The sequence below is a fragment of the Vibrio sp. ED004 genome (genome assembly GCF_023206395.1).
Lineage (GTDB): Bacteria > Pseudomonadota > Gammaproteobacteria > Enterobacterales > Vibrionaceae > Vibrio.
In genome coordinates, this window is sequence record NZ_CP066149.1 from 36,766 (window position 1) to 55,293 (window position 18,528).

The following is an 18,528-nucleotide window of genomic DNA, read 5'->3' on the forward strand; positions in this document are numbered from 1 at the left end:
TGCGGCTATTCGCACTTATGCGATAGCACTTGCTGCATTTGAATCTAGGAACCACTCTGTCTCGCCAGTTTTAGACTGGATTTTCGCTGCCGGGTAAGGCAACTCTGAAGCAGGAGTAGTATGAATTTCTTTAACGATCTCAACTTTACCTGCACCCAGTACTAGGTAGCTGATTCGTTTAGCTGCTTCTAAAACTTTTGCTGTTTTAGAAACACGGATTTGACCAGACTCAGGGTGAGAAGCCAGTACAGACAGGTTCTCATCTTGGTAGTTGGTTGCACCCGGGAATAGTGAAGCTGTGTGACCGTCTGCGCCAACACCTAGCAGAATCCAATCGAAAACTGGCGTGCCGTTTTCTGTTGGGATTACGTCTGCCATCTCTTTTGCGAAACGCTCTGCTTCTGCTTTCGGTTCATCTTCACCACGAATGCGGTGGATGTTTTCAGCAGGAAGGTTCACTTGAGTAAACAACAGCGCGTTAGCTTCACCGAAGTTGCTTTCAGCGTCGTCTGGTGCAACGCAACGTTCGTCGCCCCACCAGAAGTGAAGGTTATTCCATTGAATGCCTTCAGCGTATGGTGCTTGAGCTAAAAGCTTGAAAAGCATTTTTGGCGTGCTGCCACCCGACAATGAAATGTGAACAGGTTTACCCTGCTCGCTGTACGCTTTCATTTCATTTGCTAGAGTTTCAACAACCAATTCTGGCGTTGCAAAGATCTTGTGATTGATCATAGTTCGCAGTAATCCGTGTCTGTTAAGTTTTTGCATGGGAAACGCCATGCGCGGCCATCACGTTGCAGCAGTTCATCTGCTTCCTGTGGGCCCCAAGTACCACAAGCATAGCCAAACAGTGCTTGAGGATCTTGCTTGAAGTCTAAGATTGGTTGAACGTACTTCCAACACGCTTCTACTGCATCAGTACGTGCAAACAGAGTTGCATCACCGTTAAGTGCATCAAGAAGAAGACGTTCGTAAGCCGTTAGCATTTGAGTTTCAGGCAAGTCAGAGTAAGAGAAGTTCATTTTCACTTCTTTTGCTTTGAAGCCTGCACCCGGCTCTTTCAAGCCAAAGCTCATCTGAATACCTTCGTCCGGTTGGATGCGGATAATCAGTTTGTTTTCTGGTGCATCTTGACCAAATACTGGGTGTGGCGTGTTCTTAAAGTGAATCACGATCTCCGTTACGCGCGTTGGTAGGCGTTTACCTGTACGAACGTAGAAAGGAACACCATTCCAGCGCCAGTTATTGATGTGTGCTTTAAGACCAATGTACGTTTCAGTACGAGAATCGTCTGCTACACCCGGCTCTTCACGATAACCAAGCAAGTGCTGGCCGCGAACGTCTGAAGCTGTGTATTGACCAAGAACGAGATCTTTACGTAGGTCATCTTCCTCAAGAGGTTTCAGACACTGAAGTACTTTAACCACTTCGTCACGAATAGAATCAGCATTGATTTGAGCAGGTGGTTCCATACCAACCATTGCTAACACTTGTAGCAGGTGGTTTTGGAACATGTCACGAACTGCGCCAGAACCGTCGTAGTATCCGCCACGCTCTTCAACGCCAAGGAACTCAGCACCTGTGATTTCAACGTATTCAATAAAGTTACGGTTCCACAGAGGTTCAAACATCGCGTTTGAGAAACGAAGCACTAGAAGGTTTTGTACCGTTTCTTTACCAAGGTAGTGGTCGATACGGTAAATCTGGTGTTCTTGGAAGTGATGATGGATCTCTTCATCTAACGCTTGAGCAGAAGCTAGGTCGTAACCAAATGGCTTCTCGATGATCAGACGGCGCCAGCCGTTCCTTTCATCGTTTAGGCCATGCGCAGCAAGGTTTGCTGGGATCACACCGTACAAGCTTGGCGGCGTTGCCAAGTAGAACAGTGTGTTATGGTTTTCGAATTGGTAGTCTTGCTCAAGCTTGTCTAGACGTTGTGCTAAACGAGCGTAATCTTCGACATCTGAAGTGTTGATCGCTTGGTAATGCAAATGTTCAATAAATGCATTCAGCGTCTCAGGTTCAGTTTGTTCCATTTCCTGAAGAGACTTCTTCAGCTTCTCACGGTAAGACTCATCGCTGTACTCAGTACGGCTCACTCCAAGAATCGCAAAGGATTCTGGTAGTTGATTGCTAGCATACAGGTGGTACAAAGCAGGAATTAACTTGCGGTAAGTTAGATCTCCCGACGCACCAAAAATAACGATGCTGCTGTTTTCAGGTATTACCATCATCTTTCCTATAAAAACAAGGTTTTTAGTATTCGCCAACGGTATCAGCGACATACGAAAATAGATAATAGGTCTTAGCTATTACATCAATAGCGAGTGCCTATTACACTTGAGAATGCGTTTGGTAAACGAGGGTGAATGCTATCACCTCTATTCGGGACAGTATTGTCTATGAGTATTTGATTTACATCAACCACTGTGAAAGCAATCGATTAAATATTGACTCATTTCGAACAAATTCTAATCGATAGCTGAGTTCACAAAGGTAGAAATAGCAGCAAATCGGCATTCTCAAACATTGTAGTCAAGAAAGAATGGCATCTGGTCTGTGGAGTGACTTGTGGATGTTAAAAAGGAAACTAAAACCAGCTTATTCAACTGGTTTTACAGTTTATTGGGAATGTAAAGGCGTCTTCGGATGAATATAGCTTTTCGTATTGCCTTATCTTTTCGCTTTGTTATAACAACGTTCAGGACGACCAACGGTGCCGTAGTTTAAATCGGCAACCAACTCACCGGTCGTGATCAAGAATTCCAGGTAGCGTCTGGCAGTGGTTCGGCTTGCACCAATACGCTCACCTGCTTCATCAGCCGTAATATTCGACGTATCCGCTTGTTGAAATATCGCACGAATCTTATCGAGCGTTACACCGTCGATCCCTTTAGGTAACGTCGATACTTTCGCTGAGTCTGCTTTCGCATTGGCTTGCAACATCTTGTCGACCAAGCCTTGGTTAAGGTCAGACACGCTTTCAAACTCTTGCTGTTGTGATTGGTACTTTTTCAGCGCCGCTTCTAAACGAGGAAACATCACGGGTTTGAGTAGATAATCGACAACTCCGCCACGCATTGCTTGCTGCAAAGTGTCGACATCGCGTGCTGCGGTAATCAAGATAACATCACAGCCTTGATTGCTGCCGCGAACGTGATTGAGGATATCGAGCCCACAACCATCCGGCAGATAAACATCCAAAAGCACCAAGTCTGGCTTCAAGATATCGAGCTGCATTAAGGCTTCAGACTGCGTGGTCGCAATGCCAACCACATCAAAGCCTCCCATCTGTTCTAAATAACGATGGTGAAGCTCTGCAATCGCAATATCATCTTCAATGACCATGACTCTCGTGATTGCGTTCATTTATGTTCTTCCTTTAACCATTGTATTCCGTCACGATGATCTTTACTCGATCGTTTCGTGCTTAATTATTATTGTTCTTCTTTTGGTAGATACACCGTCATGCGTGAACCAAAGTCAGGGTTATCAACCATTTCTAATTGCCCTTGATAGCGGTCGGCTAACTGCTTAATCAAATATAAACCGACACCACGATTCTGTTTCGCTTTGCTCGATACGCCTTTTTCAGTCAGGTCATTGGTTGCCAAGTGTTTGGGCAAACCACAGCCTTTGTCTTCTACTTCAACAATGATTTCATTGCCAAAATCACTGATAGACACATCAATCACGCGGCGCGCAGGGGCTATTTGCCCTTCTTGTTTAATCGCCATCATGGTGGCATCAAACGCATTATCGATCAGGTTACCGAGAATAGTGACAACGTCATCCGCGTTTAAACGGCTTGGTAGCGCCTCAAGCCTCGAACCTTCTTCGACTTTGAGCTCTAAACCAATCTCACGTGCGCGCTCAGTTTTACCTAGCAACATGCCCGCGATCAGTGGGTCTTTGACCGTTTCTCTTAAGAACTCGATCAGGCTTTGATAGTGAGCCGTTTCTTGTCCAATCAACTGCTGAACAGATTCCAATTCACCCATTTGAATCAAACCGCTAATGGTATTCAACTTGTTCTGGTGTTCATGAGTTTGTGAACGCAGCAGATCCGCATACTCTTTAGTTTGAGATAGCTGATCCGTTAAGTCGTTAATCTCATCTCGTAAACGGAAACTGGACACCGCACCAACCACTTCACCAGCCACAATAATCGGACTACGGTTAGCAATGATTCGTTTGTTATTCAGGTAAAGCTCAACATCATGGTCGGTATCACCGGTCGATAACAGCTGCTCTAAATCACTGCCAGCTAATACATCTGAAAGACGTTGCTGGTTGAGCGCTTTATCTCTATCAATAGACAATATGTCACAAGCACTTTTGTTTATTGAACGCAAAATACCGTTCTTATCGATACTTAAAATGCCCTCTTTCACGGTACTCATGGTCACATCAAGCTCAACGTATAAGCGACCTATCTCTTCTGGTTCAAAGCCCAAAATAGCACGTTGGAAACGACGAGAAACGTAACTTGAAATAAGAGCGTTAACCGCAACCACCACCAAGGCCATCACGATCAAAAAGGCTAAATAAGGTTCGATTCTGTCTTGCAGTGAATCTAAGAGATAACCCACTGATACCACACCAATGACAGCATCATTCGAATCTTTGACGGCCGATTTACCACGTACCGAAAACCCGAGTGAACCTTTTGCCGTCGATACGTAAGACTCACCCAACACCAATGCTTTCTGGTTATCACCACCGCGCATGGGTTTCCCCAACCTGTCGTCGTATGGGTGAATTAAGCGAATGCCTTTCTCATCACCGACAACAATAAACGCCGCACCAATTAACTGTGTGAGGTTTCGAAACTTAACTTGGGTTTCTTCAGATAAAACGTGAGGAATGCCATCAGCATTCAAGGTTCCATTTTCTTGAATAATTCGAGTGACAAGTGGTGATTCGGAGAGAAATTCAGCCACACCGAGTGCTTTCAAACCCATCTCTTGCTCTTGAGATTGTTTGATATAAGAAAAACCTGCCGCTGAGAGTATCAACAGCTCAACGAGGCCAGTGACCGTCATGATAATCAGTAACCTTTTACGGAAACTGATGCTACTCCATTTCATATAAAACCGTCCCTAGTGCTTAACGATTAATGTTAACACCAAGTTAATCTTATGACCTTTGCGCTTATACGAATTTGTGACTGTTACTCAACTAAATAATTGACCAGATTATTAATTGATATTCCTTTACGTTATACGGCCCAAACAATCGCTCACTTTTAGAACGGATTAGCTTAAAAAGACAAATAAACGAATAAACATTGAGCTAGATCACTAAGCTTTTAGGTGTTTTTTAGGTTGTTTAAAATAAATACAATTACAATGGTTGCATATGAAGGAGTTTATTGTTGCCAAGCTATACGTTGCAATTTTAAGACAGCGTTTTAAACCGGAATTTCGGTTAACACAAAAGCAACAACTCTTCACTCACTGGACGTATCGATAAGTAAAAGTTGCGCGCTCGCCGTTACGAATGATGAACAAACGGATTAAGTATTCTCCCCTATTCATCCATCGCGATTTCACATTCGGCTAGTTAGACAACGAAGAGGTGACTGATAAAAAGCAGCACCCAATAATAAAGCATTGATGAGCAGGAAGTATCGATCAGTGGCAACGTCCAATAGAAACAGGATAAAAAACATAACGTATAAACATTGTTGAAAAGGAAACCAGGCAATGAAACGCGATAATTTTGGAATCTGCCTAACAAAGGCTATGTTGTTCAAAAACTTACAATCTACTTTCACTCATGTCAGAGCATATGAGAAGAACGAGACATCCCCGCTCGATCTAAAAGTATTGTTAGCTTTCCCGCAAATGTCAGGTAGAGATTTATTACAAACGATGCAAGGTTCAAGACAATTGGTGTGGCGCGCCGATCACCATTGTCCAAGCTTTAAATAGCACCAATCAATTTGTAGTAACCTCTTCTATACTGAACTTAAAGAGCACGATTCGTAGTGCTCTTTTTGTTTCTTCGCGCCAGCCATTAAACCCTTAATAGCATTCACATTATATTAACGAGCGGCTATGCTAATTGTTCATATGAGATAATCTATTCAAGACAAATGATTATCCCCCTGTTAACATTAGAGCTAATACTCTAATTTGGTATTTAATGCAGATGACCAAACCGACATTCCGACGCCTTGCGATTGCCAGTATTCTTATCGGTGCTATCAGTTCGCCAAGCTATGCTGCCCCGCTCACTTTTTCTGAGGCGTGGCAAATACTCCAAGAGAACAACAACTCTCTTGCGGCTCAACAAGCTAACGTTGAGCGTTATCAACATCTCCAAAATGCAACTGGAAGCCTTAACTTACCTTCTGTGACGCTTGGCGCTAACTACACTCACCTTGATAGCGACGTGACCATCAATGGCGAACAGTTCAGCGATAGCTTAAGTAGTGTAAACCCTACCGTGTCTGCAATACTACGACCATTAATTGGCGGAGTAACATCAACCATCACCGAGCAAGACATCTTCAGCTCTTCTATTCGCGCAATTTGGCCGATCTTTACGGGCGGACGAATTAATGCAGCACAAACGGCAGCTGAAGGTAAAAGCGAAGAAGCGCAAAGCCAACTCTTGATGGAAAAGCAGGCTCGCTACGAAGACTTAAGCAAATACTACTTCTCAGTGATCTTAGCGGAAGACGTTGTGAAAACGCGTCAAGCCGTAGAAGCTGGCTTAACTCAGCACCGAGATTTCGCCATCAAGATGGAACAACAAGGGCAAATCGCAAGAGTTGAACGCCTACAAGCAGACGCTTCTTTAGATAAAGCGGTCGTTGAACGCACTAAGGCTGAAAATGATCTCAAAATTGCTCAGTTAGCACTGACTCAAATTCTTGGCCAAAGCCAGAGTGTTGAACCCTCAGAACAACTGTTCATCAACAAGAACCTACCTCATATGGATGTGTTCATTGACCAAACATTGATGACCTATCCCGGCCTTAAGATCCTTGATGCGAAAGAGAAACAAGCAAGCAGCTTAATCAAAGCTGAAAAAGGAAAATACTATCCAGAAGTGTACCTTTACGGTGATTACAGCCTTTATGAAGACGACTCGCTGGCGAGTGAAATGAAACCAGATTGGTTAGTCGGCATTGGTGTGAACGTACCGCTGATCGATACTTCTGGTCGCTCTGATAAAGTAGCCGCTGCGCACAGTGCGGTTTCACAGGTTCAATTCCTTAAATCGCAAGCCAAACAAGACTTAACCGTGTTGGTACAAAAGACCTATCTTGAAGCGAAGCAAGCGATTGAAGAAGTTCAAGGGCTCAACTCTAGCTTATCGTTAGCTCAAGAGAACCTATCACTTCGCAAAAAAGCGTTCACACAAGGCTTATCTAACTCGTTAGAAGTGGTTGATGCTGAACTATACCTTGCAAGCATTAAGACACAGCAATCTGCTGCGCGATTCAAATACCTTATCTCTCTCAACAAGCTTTTGGCGCTTACCAGCGAAATGAATGCTTACTCAAGTTACTTAACCTCTTCTGTTACGTCTGATTTCGACTCAAAAACAGACACCGCTAGCCAGTCAAAAGGATAATTCATGAAACCTATTAAGCCCCTTCTTCTATCTATAGTTGGTATCGGCATTATTGGCTGGGTCGGATACAGTTTTTACCAAGCGTATCAGCCTCAACCGGTTAAGCTTCAAGGCCAAATTGATGCACAGCAATACAGCATCTCTTCTAAAATACCTGGCCGAATTGATCAAGTATTCGTGCGCAAAGGCGACTCTGTTGAGAAAGGTGAATTGATCTTCTCTCTACTTAGCCCAGAGATCGACGCTAAATTAGAACAAGCGAAAGCAGGCCAGAAAGCCGCAGGGGCATTAGCTCAAGAAGCCGAAAATGGCGCGCGTACTCAGCAGATCCAAGCCGCTAAAGACCAATGGCTAAAAGCTAAAGCTGCTGCCGATCTGATGAACAAAACCTACCAACGTGTAAACAACCTTTATAACGATGGTGTTGTCGCTGAACAAAAACGTGATGAAGCCAAAACACAATGGCAAGCCGCGAAATACACAGAAAGTGCTGCCTTCCAGATGTACCAACTGGCGCAAGAAGGTGCTCGTGATGAAACCAAAGTAGCCGCAACTCAAAAAGCGTTAATGGCTGCAGGTGCAGTGGCAGAAGTTGAAGCCTACGCAAAAGACACACAGATCCACAGCTGGTTCAGTGGTGAAGTGTCTCAAGTATTGCTAAGCAGTGGTGAACTGGCGCCACAAGGTTTCCCTGTTGTCACCGTTATCGATACTCAAGACGCATGGGCGGTACTTAACGTCCGTGAAGACATGTTGAAGCACTTTGAGAAAGGCACGCAATTTGACGCTTATCTTCCTGCTCTAGACAAATCACTGACCTTTAAAGTGACTCATATTGCCGTAATGGGCGATTTTGCGACTTGGCGTTCAACCGATGCAGCGCAAGGCTTTGACTTACGTACATTCGAAGTAGAAGCACGCCCTGTCGACACAGACGAAAAATTGCGCATGGGTATGAGCCTTGTGGTTGAGCTTTAGGTGACTTATGTCTGCTAATTTTCGATCTACAGGAGCACAATCTACAGCCTCTCAACCACCTGAGCATCATAGAGCGAAGAGTACCTTGCTGAGGCAGTGGGCGATAGTTCGCAAAGACAAGTGGTTGTTGTCGTGCCTAACTTGGATACCCTTGCTGCTTGCAGCAAGTATTTGGCTGATTTTCTCGCAAGGTATCGCCCGCGATTTACCCGTTGCAGTCGTTGATCTTGAACATAGCCAAATCTCGCAACAATTCACTCGTCTTGTTGATGCGTCACCTACCCTACAAGTGACGCAGAAATACAGCTCAGTGAGCGAAGCAGCTAAGGCGATGATCGAGCGCGATATCTACGGTTACGTTGTGATACCAAAACACTTCGACCGTGATCTCTACCTAGGCTTAAACCCGCAAGTGTCTGTGTTCTACAACAGTCAATTCATCTTGATAGGTAAACTGGTCAACTCAGCACTGTTGCAGGCTCAAGGGACTTTTAACGCGCAGCTTGAAGTGGTTAAACAGCTTTCACACGGTGATACCACGGTCCAATCGGCATTAGGCCAAGCAGTCACGGTACAAAGTCAGATCACGCCATTGTTTAACCAGAACACCAGCTACGCACAGTTCTTGGTGTCTGCAGTTATTCCTGCTTTATGGCAAATCATGATTGTGGTCGGCACGATCTTAGTATTGACTGCAAACGTTCGATCTCGTGGGCTAAAAGCTTGGTTGTCACACTCTCCTGTGAAGTCGTTAGTCTCAACGTTAACCCCTTACGTGGTTCTGTTTTTAGCGTTTGGTATTGCGTTTAGCTTTTGGTTCTATCGCCTACTCGACTGGCCATTTAACGGTAGCTTTATGGCATTGACGGTTGCTCAGCTACTCACGGTTATCAGTTGTATCATCATGGGTTGCTTGTTCTTCTTTTTAACACTCGATCCAGCAAGGGCGATGAGTTTCGCCGGTGCCTTCACAGCACCAAGCTTCGCCTTCATGGGGATTACTTTCCCAGTAACTGACATGAACACGGCAGCTCAAGTTTGGAGAAGCTTATTGCCTGTAAGTCACTACATCGAAGTACAAACGGCTCAGTCCAGTTATGGCGTGAGCGCAGCACAATCACTAATCAGCCTCACTTCTATGTTGTGGTATGCAGTTCCTGCATTGGCGGTTATGTTGTTAATTAAGAAACATCTAGCGCAGCTACCATGCTCAGCTAAAGCTGAAGAAGAAGCAGAAGCAGAACAACAAGGAGTAAAACAATGAGCTTTACTCAACTGCTGAAACAAGAACTGTTAGCGGTACTTCGCAACCCAGTTGTATTGCTCACCGTGTTTGGTGGTGTGGTCTTTTATTCATTCTTGTATCCGCTACCTTACGCAAATCAAGTCCCTCAACAATTGAAAGCGTCGGTGGTGAATTTGGATAAGAGCCAAAGCAGCGACCAGTTAGAAAGAATGGTCGATGCGACCTCTCAAATTGATTTGGTTCGTCGAGATTCCACCATCGAAGATGCGAAACAAGCTGTTCTGAACCAAGAGATTGGTGGGTTCATCGTCATTCCTGAAAACTTCTATAAAGATCTACTGCTAGGAAAAAGCCCTACGCTCTCTTATGCGGGTGATGCGTCTTACTTCTTGGTTTACGGAACCATTGTTGAAGGGCTTGCCAAAGCTGGAGGCACACTAGCCGCACAAGTAAAAGTCAGCCACTTGCTAGTCGAAGGTGTGCCGTTAGAGTCCGCAGCCAAAGGCTATAGTGCGTTTAGCTTGAACCTAAAGCCAACCTTCAATAGCCGCATGGGATACATCGATTATGTTGTGCCTGCTGTATTTGTGTTGATTCTGCAACAAACCCTAGCCATGGCTTCTGGTTTAGTTGGCGCAACGCAAAATGCTCAATCGACATTTGGATATTGGAGTAAAACGCCACCAGACAAACTGATCCTTGCTCGTTGTTGTACCTTAGTCGGCATTTATTATTTGCTGTCCATGTACTACTTCGGCGCTAGTTTCTCGATGTACGGGATTAACTTGCTCGCCTCTATGGCTCAAATTCTAACTCTGCTGCTGCCTTTCTTATTGGCCAGTTGTTTAATCGGAATCTTTATCGGTGAGTTAGTACCAAGAAGAGAGCTAGTCACGGTTGTGGTGTTAATTAGTTCAATGCCACTGATCTTCTCGTCTGGATTTATTTGGCCTGTTGAAATGATGCCACAGTGGTTGGTACTGCTATCAGAGCTATTCCCAAGTACCCCTGCGATTCAAGGTTTCTTGGCGCTGAATCAGATGGGTGCTTCCTGGCAAGAAGTAGCACCTCAATGGACGCTGTTATGGGGACAAGTTGTACTTTGGGGTTCGTTGCTTGCACTGAAGCTCTACCACAAGTCGAGTAAAAGCGTCGTTATCAGTAATACGAGTACCAACATCAACCACAGCAACAGCAACAGCAACAGCAACAGTCATTAAGCTGTTTATTCATCGAAAACCATTAAAAAAGCTCTGACAAAGGGCTTTTTTAATGCCTTCAAGTTTCAAGCTCGTTAACTATCGAATGATTAGAATCCGCCAAAAACATATCAAGTATTCAAACTTCCTTCACTCTCTTCCATCAGGTTTAGAGCGATTTGATCGTGAATCACACCTCAAGATCTAAGGAATCGTTTTAAACAAGGATAAACCGCCTTCCTAACAAAATGCATCTGCCGCTATTGCCATCACTGCATATGCCTTTTCAAACTCGAAAATCATCGACTTATTCCAAAATGATGACAAAACCCGAATAATTGTAAATTTATTGTAAAAATTTCTTTGATGACATTATTTTTATGTATAGGGTTATCAACAAGACTTGATAAGCCGAATATCATAGTCTGATTGATGGACGTACCGAAAGGATCTCCATATAAAACGTGATTAGTAGTTATATTTATTTCGCATTTTGACTTAGCAACAGAGCTTTTGTCGCTACCAAAGAAATATATAAGCTATTGAAATACAAAACAAACACAACAGCAACAAACATAATTTAATAAAAAGCAGGGAAAACCATGAAAAACATAAGAGAATTATTTTTTGGGTTTATATTATTGTTTAGTTCCAGTGCATTTGCAGAAGAAGGATCATTTAATCAAGCCATTAGCAACTTAAGCCAAAGTGTTGATGGATTTTTCAACGAGTACACAGGATGGTTCGTTGGATTAATATTTAAAAGCGTGCCAGTAGGTGAAGCCAACTTCCCGATTATTGTTGGGTGGCTATTACTTGCTGCACTCATCTTTACTGTTTATTTTGGCTTCGTTCAATTTAAACGTGTCGGCATGGCTATCGACATCATTAAAGGTAAGTACACCGACCCTAAATCGAAAGAAGATGGCGAGGTTTCTCACTTTCAAGCTCTGACAACCGCTCTTTCAGGAACGGTGGGTCTTGGTAACATTGCAGGTGTGGGTGCTGCACTTGCGATTGGTGGTCCTGGGGCAACATTCTGGATGATCTTGTGTGGCATCCTCGGGATGGCTTCTAAGTTCTGTGAGTGTACCTTAGGTGTGAAATACCGAACTATCTTACCGTCGGGCGTTGTTTCAGGTGGTCCTATGTACTACCTAAGCCAAGGTCTTGGTGAAAGAGGTTTAGGTGGACTCGGTAAGGTGCTGGCTATCGGCTTTGCACTGATGTGTATCTTGGGTTCTTTGGGTGGCGGTAACATGTTCCAAGCCAACCAAGCTCATGCAATGTTGACTTATGCTTTTGATATTCCTAGCGAATACGGCGTTATCACTGGTCTTGTGCTCGCTGCTTTAGTTTTCTCTGTAATTGTTGGTGGTATGCCTTCTATTGCATCGGTAACAGAAAAAGTGGTTCCTTGGATGGCTGCGCTATATATCGGTATGGCTGTGATTGTTATCGGTTCTAACCTTGATCAAGTTGGTCCAGCGTTCAGTGCAATCTTTACAGGTGCATTTACTGGCGAAGGTGTCGTTGGTGGATTCATTGGTGCGTTGATTCAAGGCTTGAAACGTGCAACGTTCTCGAATGAAGCAGGTGTTGGTTCAGCAGCTATTGCTCACTCAGCAGTTAAAACAAAAGAGCCAATCACTGAAGGTCTAGTATCACTATTAGAACCGTTCGTTGATACAGTAATAATTTGTACAATGACAGCATTGGTTATCACTATCGCAGGCCTAAACACAGGTCCATTCGATGGCACAGGCCTAACGGGTGTAACCCTAACTGCGGCATCATTCACTGAAACAGCAGGCTTCTTCAAGTACACACTAGCCCTAGCCGTTATCATGTTTGCGTTCTCTACCATGATTTCTTGGTCGTACTACGGTCTTAAAGCATGGACTTACCTATTCGGTGAAGGCAAGACAACAGAGCTTATTTTCAAAGTGATGTTCTGTGTGTTCGTTGTGATTGGTGCAACCATTCAATTTGGTGCGGTAATCGACTTCTCTGATGCAGCTATCTTTGCAATGTCTATCTTTAACATCCTAGGTCTATACTTCTTGATGCCTGTTGTTAAGAAAGAACTGCAATCATTTGTTGCTCGCGTGAAATCTGGCGAAATCAAAACTTACGAGAAATAACTTCTCTTCAGTGCTTATCGTCAAATAACACTGTTCTAAAAATTTTTGTAATACCCTTTGCTTGAGAAAGCGAGAACAGTACTGCAATTAATCTAAAATCCCTACTGGCTATGGTTTAGCTCGTAGGGATTTTTGTATCTGGATTTTCTTGTTCAAGCCGTTCAGGATCTTGGCTTACTTTTTTACGATCCACCAGCTCTTCTACTTCAATCATATCTCGTTGCGCTAATGGCGAATTACAATCATCAAAACAATAGGCTACGGTGCAGTTCTCACACAGATATTCATTCATGGTTTAATCCCTGTCCATTGAGATGGTCTAATCACAGAATGACAACAGACCGCGTGTTCATCCTAGAACACCGCTATTATGCTGTTTCTCAACCCTATAAATATGCGTGCAAAGTCACCAAGTATTCAATTAATTACATATTAAAACCCTTTACGGCTCTAATCACGAATAGCTTGGTAATCGTGTGAAAACGGTTCTTAACCATGCTACGAAACCAATTAGCAGTAGAAATAAGCCATCTGGAACGAAAAACGCCCGCATCATTTTCATGATGTGGGCGTTGGAATAGTTATAGCTAAAGACAATGAATTAAAGGTTTGAGTTTATAAACCCATCTCTTCAGTTAGCGTTTTGATTTGCTTGAGATCCATGGTGTGGACTTCAATCATTTGTCTGATGTCACTTAGACGAGAGTTCGCGTTATCTTGCTTCTCACACGCGTCAGACTTCGCATCCCATGAAGTGCCATCTAAGAACACATCACACGCTTTCTTAAGCGAACCAAGGTTCTGTTCGAGTTCGTCTCTTTCCTTCTCAAGCTTTTCAAGTTCTTGAGATATTTGTAATTCTTTACGGAACAGTTCACGAGAGCGTTCAAACAAGGTCGACTGCATATCCGCCTGACGGTTTAGCTTTTGGTTATCTTGCTCTGTTTTGTCTAGCGTTTGCTTTTGATCGTTTAACTGTTGCTCTAACGAGTAGTTAGCCTTCTCTAAAACCGCAGATTGTTTCGCTAACTCTTGGAGCTCTTTTTGGTGCTCTTCCGCTTGTTTTACTAGTGCGACTTCCACTTTTTCGTCGATCTCGGTATCGACTTTTGCCACCTTAGCTTCAACCGACGTCATCAATTCTGTTTTACTGTCGCGCACTTCTTGGTAACGGGTTTCGAGTACCTGATAAGTGGACTCCCACTTCGAAGCCGTCACTGTCGAACCGATTAAGCCACCCAGTGCTAAACCTATAACCGCAGCAATGCCGATATAGAGCTGACTGCGCTTATCGCGTTCTTCAATAACAACCACTTCATCTTGTTCGCTTTGTCCAGATTGCTGGTTCACTAGCGGGTACTCCCCAAAATATGTTTAACGTTACGCGGTCACTGGCACGAATGCCAATACTGATTTGTAGGTTCAGTTAAACCTGTCTCTCAAGTCAGAAGCACTTGAGCTTTACTAACACGTTCATCCCATCTGCTCACAAACGGTTTAACGCGTTAACTCCGAAATCATCAAGCTGGCAGTATACAAAAGGAAGCTGCTAACGATAACTATCACTACCCATTTTTGCAGTTTTTCGTTGGTCCGGTAACGAAACAATACAAATGCCAAAGCCAATAAAAAAACAATCGCTATTAGTCGAGTCATAACTCCTCCTTGTTTCCCTATTTTATACCATTTAAATAAGCAAGTTACGTCAGAGTCGCGTTGTTTGATCATTTAGTTGAACAACATTTGTGCAAACAGATATTTTGTAGCTGACATCACATTTTATATGATCTAGGATACGCCTACAGATTACCTAATTATTTAGGTAATTGTTCCGATGAAGACTGCAGGAGAGTGGTTTTTAACTAAATTTTAACATTTAGTTAGATTGACCCGCCGAAGAAGTGAATCTTTCAGGTGCTTTATGCTGGAGAAATCCAGAAAAGTGAGGACTGTCGTTGGAGGAACCTCTGGAGAGAACCGTTAGATCGGTCGCCGAAGGAGCAAGCTTAGTGCCCGTTACTTATCTATAAGTGATTCGCTAAGTGAAACTCTCAGGCAAAAGGACAGAGGAGTGGAAAGCAACAAGCCTTAATTAACAAAAGAATTCTATCTAGAAATCCGTATGTATTAAGTAGTGCTACCGATCCCTGCGATCTGCACTGCCTTCCCTCTTCTCCTTAAATTTTTTAATTTATTAAGGGGAATCTATGAACCACCTACAAGCTACACTACAAACCATCAATCAATTCGTTTGGGGACCACCACTGCTTATTCTGCTAGTGGGTACAGGTATCTACTTTACTTTTCGCTTAGGCTTACTCCAGTTTAGACACCTCCCAACCGCGCTAAAAATGGTATTCAGCAAAGACAAATCCGGTACGGGTGACGTATCAAGTTTTGCCGCTTTGTGTACCGCACTTTCAGCAACCATTGGTACAGGTAACATCGTTGGTGTAGCGACCGCAATCAAGATTGGTGGCCCTGGAGCCCTATTCTGGATGTGGCTTGCCGCTGTATTTGGTATGGCGACCAAATACGCAGAATGCCTACTTGCTGTTAAATACCGCAGAACCGATAGCAATGGCGAAATGGTTGGCGGCCCTATGTACTACCTTCAATACGGTGTTGGCTCAAGAATCTTGGCGGTGATGTTCGCTGTGTTCGCTTTGGGTGTTGCGTGCTTCGGTATTGGTACATTCCCACAAGTTAACGCTATTTTGGACGCTACTGAAATCTCATTTGGCGCTTCACGTGAGATGTCTGCTGTTGTTCTAACGATATTGGTGGCAGTGGTAACGCTTGGTGGTATTCAATCTATTGCTAAGGTTGCAGGAAAAGTGGTTCCGACCATGGCGGTTATGTACATTGTCGCGTGTTTGAGCGTTTTGGTTTCAAATACAGACCAACTACTGAATGCCATTACCCTTGTTGTTACCTCTGCGTTTACTAATACAGCGGCGACAGGCGGTTTCTTTGGTGCGAGCATCATGCTTGCTATCCAATCGGGTATTGCTCGTGGTGTATTCTCTAATGAATCTGGTTTAGGTAGCGCACCCATGGCTGCGGCGGCTGCAAAAACAGATTCATGTGTAAAGCAAGGCCTTGTCTCTATGACAGGCACTTTCTTCGACACCATCATCATTTGTACGATGACAGGTTTGGCACTTATCTTAACCGGCGCCTGGCAGACTGACCTTTCAGGTGCTGCGATGACCACTCATGCATTTGCTGTTGGTCTGAACGCAGACACGCTTGGCCCAATGCTGGTTTCTGTTGGCCTAATCTTCTTTGCGTTTACTACGATTTTAGGTTGGAACTACTACGGCGAGCGCTGTGTTGTTTTCTTGCTAGGTACAAAAGCAGTCCTACCTTACAAGATCATCTTCATTGGGTTGGTGGCTTCTGGTGCATTCTTGAAGCTCGACATGATCTGGATAATGGCAGATATCGTGAACGGCCTGATGGCAATTCCAAACCTGATCGGCCTTATCTTGCTACGCCACGTGGTTATCGAAGAAACAAAGCTATTCTTCAAACCTTTAACGTCTTCAAACAATTGTGAAGCTGTTAAAGCATAATCAGAACTGATTGAACCAAAGCCCGCATTCAAATGCGGGCTTTTTTATATCCATACGATACTTAAACTGACTAAATTATTACTATCGTATACCCACAAATAAAATAAGATTTTAATTAGACCGATGTTCTAATTAATTCATAGACAAAGATTAATCCAAAAATCTCCAATTAAAAGCTCACTAATAAAACCAACCCTTAATTAGATATTACTTATATTTAACAGATTATGACTAAATGGCAGAATTTCTTTCATAAACAAATAATGAACGCTTTTGTTTTGACCACTCAAAAACACACCAGAATAAAACATGTGACTTTAATTCATATAATAGTCAGTTTATAGTCATCTAAATTGTTGAGAGAATTATAATAAAAATAAAACGTTGGCTATATGATCAGATTCGACCCGATTAAAAACCGTATTTATAACGACGAACGTTCTATTAAAATAGGATATCGTGAGACTCGTGTTTTAGAGTTATTACTTAAAAACTCACCCGAAATTGTGAACAAACAAGATATTATTAGTTTCGCATGGGGAAGCGAGTTCATTGGAGATACGTCACTGGCGAAGTGTATCAGCTTGCTTCGCTAAGGGTTCGTTAAGCTTGGCATCAGAGAAACACCCATCGTCACGGTGCCAAAGGTCGGTTACCGACTTATTGATGAATGCGTCTTTATTGACTCGCAACCACAAAGCGAAACTACTGTTCCTCTCACTCCTGTGAGTGACCAAGTCCCGCTCGGTCAAAGTAATATTGCGGCCTCTATTGCGAGCAACGATACACCTGAGTCCAAATCGGCTTCACTTACCTATTCCCCACTTAGCTATTCTCAAGTCAGCTTATACAAAAACAAGCTGTGTTACTTCATAACGGGCTGTTTGCTGTTGTCCTCGGCACTGTTGGCTTTTGCTAAGGTTCACGATAAAAGCCTTGGTGATATCACCCCCTTTAACCGACTTAATGAACAATGGGTTGGGCAGGTACAAGTTTTTCAGGAAACAGAGATGTCTTTGAGCCCAGAACTCGAGGCCATTCTCTACAAATACCAATGCGATTGCGTAGCCTACATCAGCGATGAGCCCGGCTATTCAGAACTCTCCATGCTCAACAAGACAACACGTCAGTCCATCAATATCTTCTACACCGCCACGCAATTAGATCGAGCCAGTCAAGAGATAGAATTATTCCTAAAGAGAGGCCAATTATGATGCCATTTGTAGCTCTGTTTTCCTCGTTAGCGTTATTGATTGGTATATGGAGTATTCCTTCATCTCCGCCCCAAGAAGAGCACCGTTATCAACATAGCGTGGTAGATCTTGTGCTAGATGGAAATGTATTACGAACCGATGGGCTCACCAAAATAAGTGATAACAAAGTTCTGCATCTTATGTCCGTCCAAGATGACAACATGCCCGACCCGATTGTTCTACGATTTAGAGGAGAAGCTGGTCCTTCTCAATCCCTATTCTTTTCAATAGCTGGCACTATCGACTTAGTCTCCGTGCAAAAAATAAATAAAACTATGAATGACAGCTTATTGTCGCCCTACCTACTTATCAACAATGACCCTTTAACATTGAAGGTTGATATATTAAGTTCAAATGATTTATTTGCCATCATCCGAACATGTAATACAGGAAGAACACAACTTTTGGCTAAACGATAATTTATCTTCGTTTAGCCACCAGCTGAATCCACTTCATTTTAATTAACACCGTTCTGAATATTACACATAAAAAATGGATGGTTATATTTATTACTGCATCAATAAACATCTCTTGTATTTT

Annotated in this window: 14 protein-coding genes, 1 pseudogene and 1 riboswitch; of the genes and pseudogenes, 9 read left to right on the top strand and 6 right to left on the bottom strand. The window is 43.3% G+C overall.

Annotation, left to right across the window (positions count from 1 at the left end; all coding sequences use genetic code 11):
• Window positions 1-15: 15 nt before the first annotated feature.
• The 4 genes from pgl to ITG10_RS00195 form a co-directional block, all read right to left on the bottom strand.
• Window positions 16-732, bottom strand: a complete 717-nt coding sequence (pgl, locus tag ITG10_RS00180; protein ID WP_017629466.1) for a 6-phosphogluconolactonase — start codon at window positions 730-732, stop codon at window positions 16-18.
• Window positions 729-2,231, bottom strand: a complete 1,503-nt coding sequence (gene zwf / locus ITG10_RS00185; protein WP_017629467.1) for a glucose-6-phosphate dehydrogenase — start codon at window positions 2,229-2,231, stop codon at window positions 729-731. The genes pgl and zwf overlap by 4 nt, the downstream gene beginning before the upstream one ends.
• A gap of 442 nt (window positions 2,232-2,673) precedes the next feature.
• Entirely contained in the window at window positions 2,674-3,369 is a 696-nt protein-coding gene (locus tag ITG10_RS00190) for a response regulator (protein ID WP_017629468.1), read from the bottom strand.
• A gap of 68 nt (window positions 3,370-3,437) precedes the next feature.
• Complete coding sequence (locus tag ITG10_RS00195) at window positions 3,438-5,090, bottom strand: sensor histidine kinase (RefSeq protein ID WP_248386605.1); 1,653 nt, start codon at window positions 5,088-5,090, stop codon at window positions 3,438-3,440.
• A gap of 618 nt (window positions 5,091-5,708) precedes the next feature.
• On the opposite strand from ITG10_RS00195, the gene ITG10_RS00200 reads away from it, so the two are divergent.
• From ITG10_RS00200 to ITG10_RS00225, 6 genes are all read left to right on the top strand, one after another.
• Window positions 5,709-5,936, top strand: coding sequence for a hypothetical protein (locus ITG10_RS00200; RefSeq protein ID WP_008220782.1), 228 nt, complete (start codon window positions 5,709-5,711; stop codon window positions 5,934-5,936).
• A 214-nt stretch (window positions 5,937-6,150) separates the two neighbouring features.
• Window positions 6,151-7,590: a TolC family protein gene (locus tag ITG10_RS00205; RefSeq protein ID WP_017631274.1), complete on the top strand. Its 1,440-nt coding sequence runs from the start codon at window positions 6,151-6,153 to the stop codon at window positions 7,588-7,590.
• 3 nt (window positions 7,591-7,593) lie between these two features.
• Window positions 7,594-8,568: a biotin/lipoyl-binding protein gene (locus tag ITG10_RS00210; RefSeq protein WP_017631273.1), complete on the top strand. Its 975-nt coding sequence runs from the start codon at window positions 7,594-7,596 to the stop codon at window positions 8,566-8,568.
• Window positions 8,569-8,575: 7 nt separating this feature from the next.
• Entirely contained in the window at window positions 8,576-9,832 is a 1,257-nt protein-coding gene (locus tag ITG10_RS00215; RefSeq protein ID WP_026084291.1) for an ABC transporter permease, read from the top strand.
• On the top strand, window positions 9,829-11,034 hold the full coding sequence (locus tag ITG10_RS00220) for an ABC transporter permease (RefSeq protein WP_017631271.1): 1,206 nt from the start codon (window positions 9,829-9,831) through the stop codon (window positions 11,032-11,034). Before ITG10_RS00215 ends, ITG10_RS00220 begins: the two co-directional genes overlap by 4 nt.
• A 581-nt stretch (window positions 11,035-11,615) precedes the next feature.
• Window positions 11,616-13,157, top strand: a complete 1,542-nt coding sequence (locus ITG10_RS00225) for an alanine/glycine:cation symporter family protein (RefSeq protein ID WP_026084300.1) — start codon at window positions 11,616-11,618, stop codon at window positions 13,155-13,157.
• A 115-nt stretch (window positions 13,158-13,272) separates the two neighbouring features.
• On the opposite strand, the gene ITG10_RS00230 is transcribed toward ITG10_RS00225, so the two are convergent.
• On the bottom strand, window positions 13,273-13,449 hold the full coding sequence (locus ITG10_RS00230) for a hypothetical protein (protein WP_017631339.1): 177 nt from the start codon (window positions 13,447-13,449) through the stop codon (window positions 13,273-13,275).
• 323 nt (window positions 13,450-13,772) lie between these two features.
• On the bottom strand, window positions 13,773-14,507 hold the full coding sequence (locus ITG10_RS00235; RefSeq protein ID WP_017631340.1) for a hypothetical protein: 735 nt from the start codon (window positions 14,505-14,507) through the stop codon (window positions 13,773-13,775).
• A 607-nt stretch (window positions 14,508-15,114) separates the two neighbouring features.
• Window positions 15,115-15,234: riboswitch (glycine riboswitch) on the top strand.
• 130 nt (window positions 15,235-15,364) lie between these two features.
• Here ITG10_RS00235 and ITG10_RS00240 point away from each other — a divergent pair.
• The 3 genes and pseudogenes from ITG10_RS00240 (at window position 15,365) to ITG10_RS00250 (ending at window position 18,407) form a co-directional block, all read left to right on the top strand.
• Complete coding sequence (locus tag ITG10_RS00240) at window positions 15,365-16,735, top strand: sodium:alanine symporter family protein (protein WP_017631341.1); 1,371 nt, start codon at window positions 15,365-15,367, stop codon at window positions 16,733-16,735.
• 392 nt (window positions 16,736-17,127) lie between these two features.
• A pseudogene (locus tag ITG10_RS00245) lies at window positions 17,128-17,949 on the top strand (winged helix-turn-helix domain-containing protein).
• Window positions 17,946-18,407 (top strand): hypothetical protein, encoded by a 462-nt coding sequence (locus ITG10_RS00250; protein ID WP_123286931.1) that lies wholly within the window; start codon window positions 17,946-17,948, stop codon window positions 18,405-18,407. The pseudogene ITG10_RS00245 and the gene ITG10_RS00250 overlap by 4 nt, the downstream one beginning before the upstream one ends.
• Window positions 18,408-18,528: the final 121 nt, after the last annotated feature.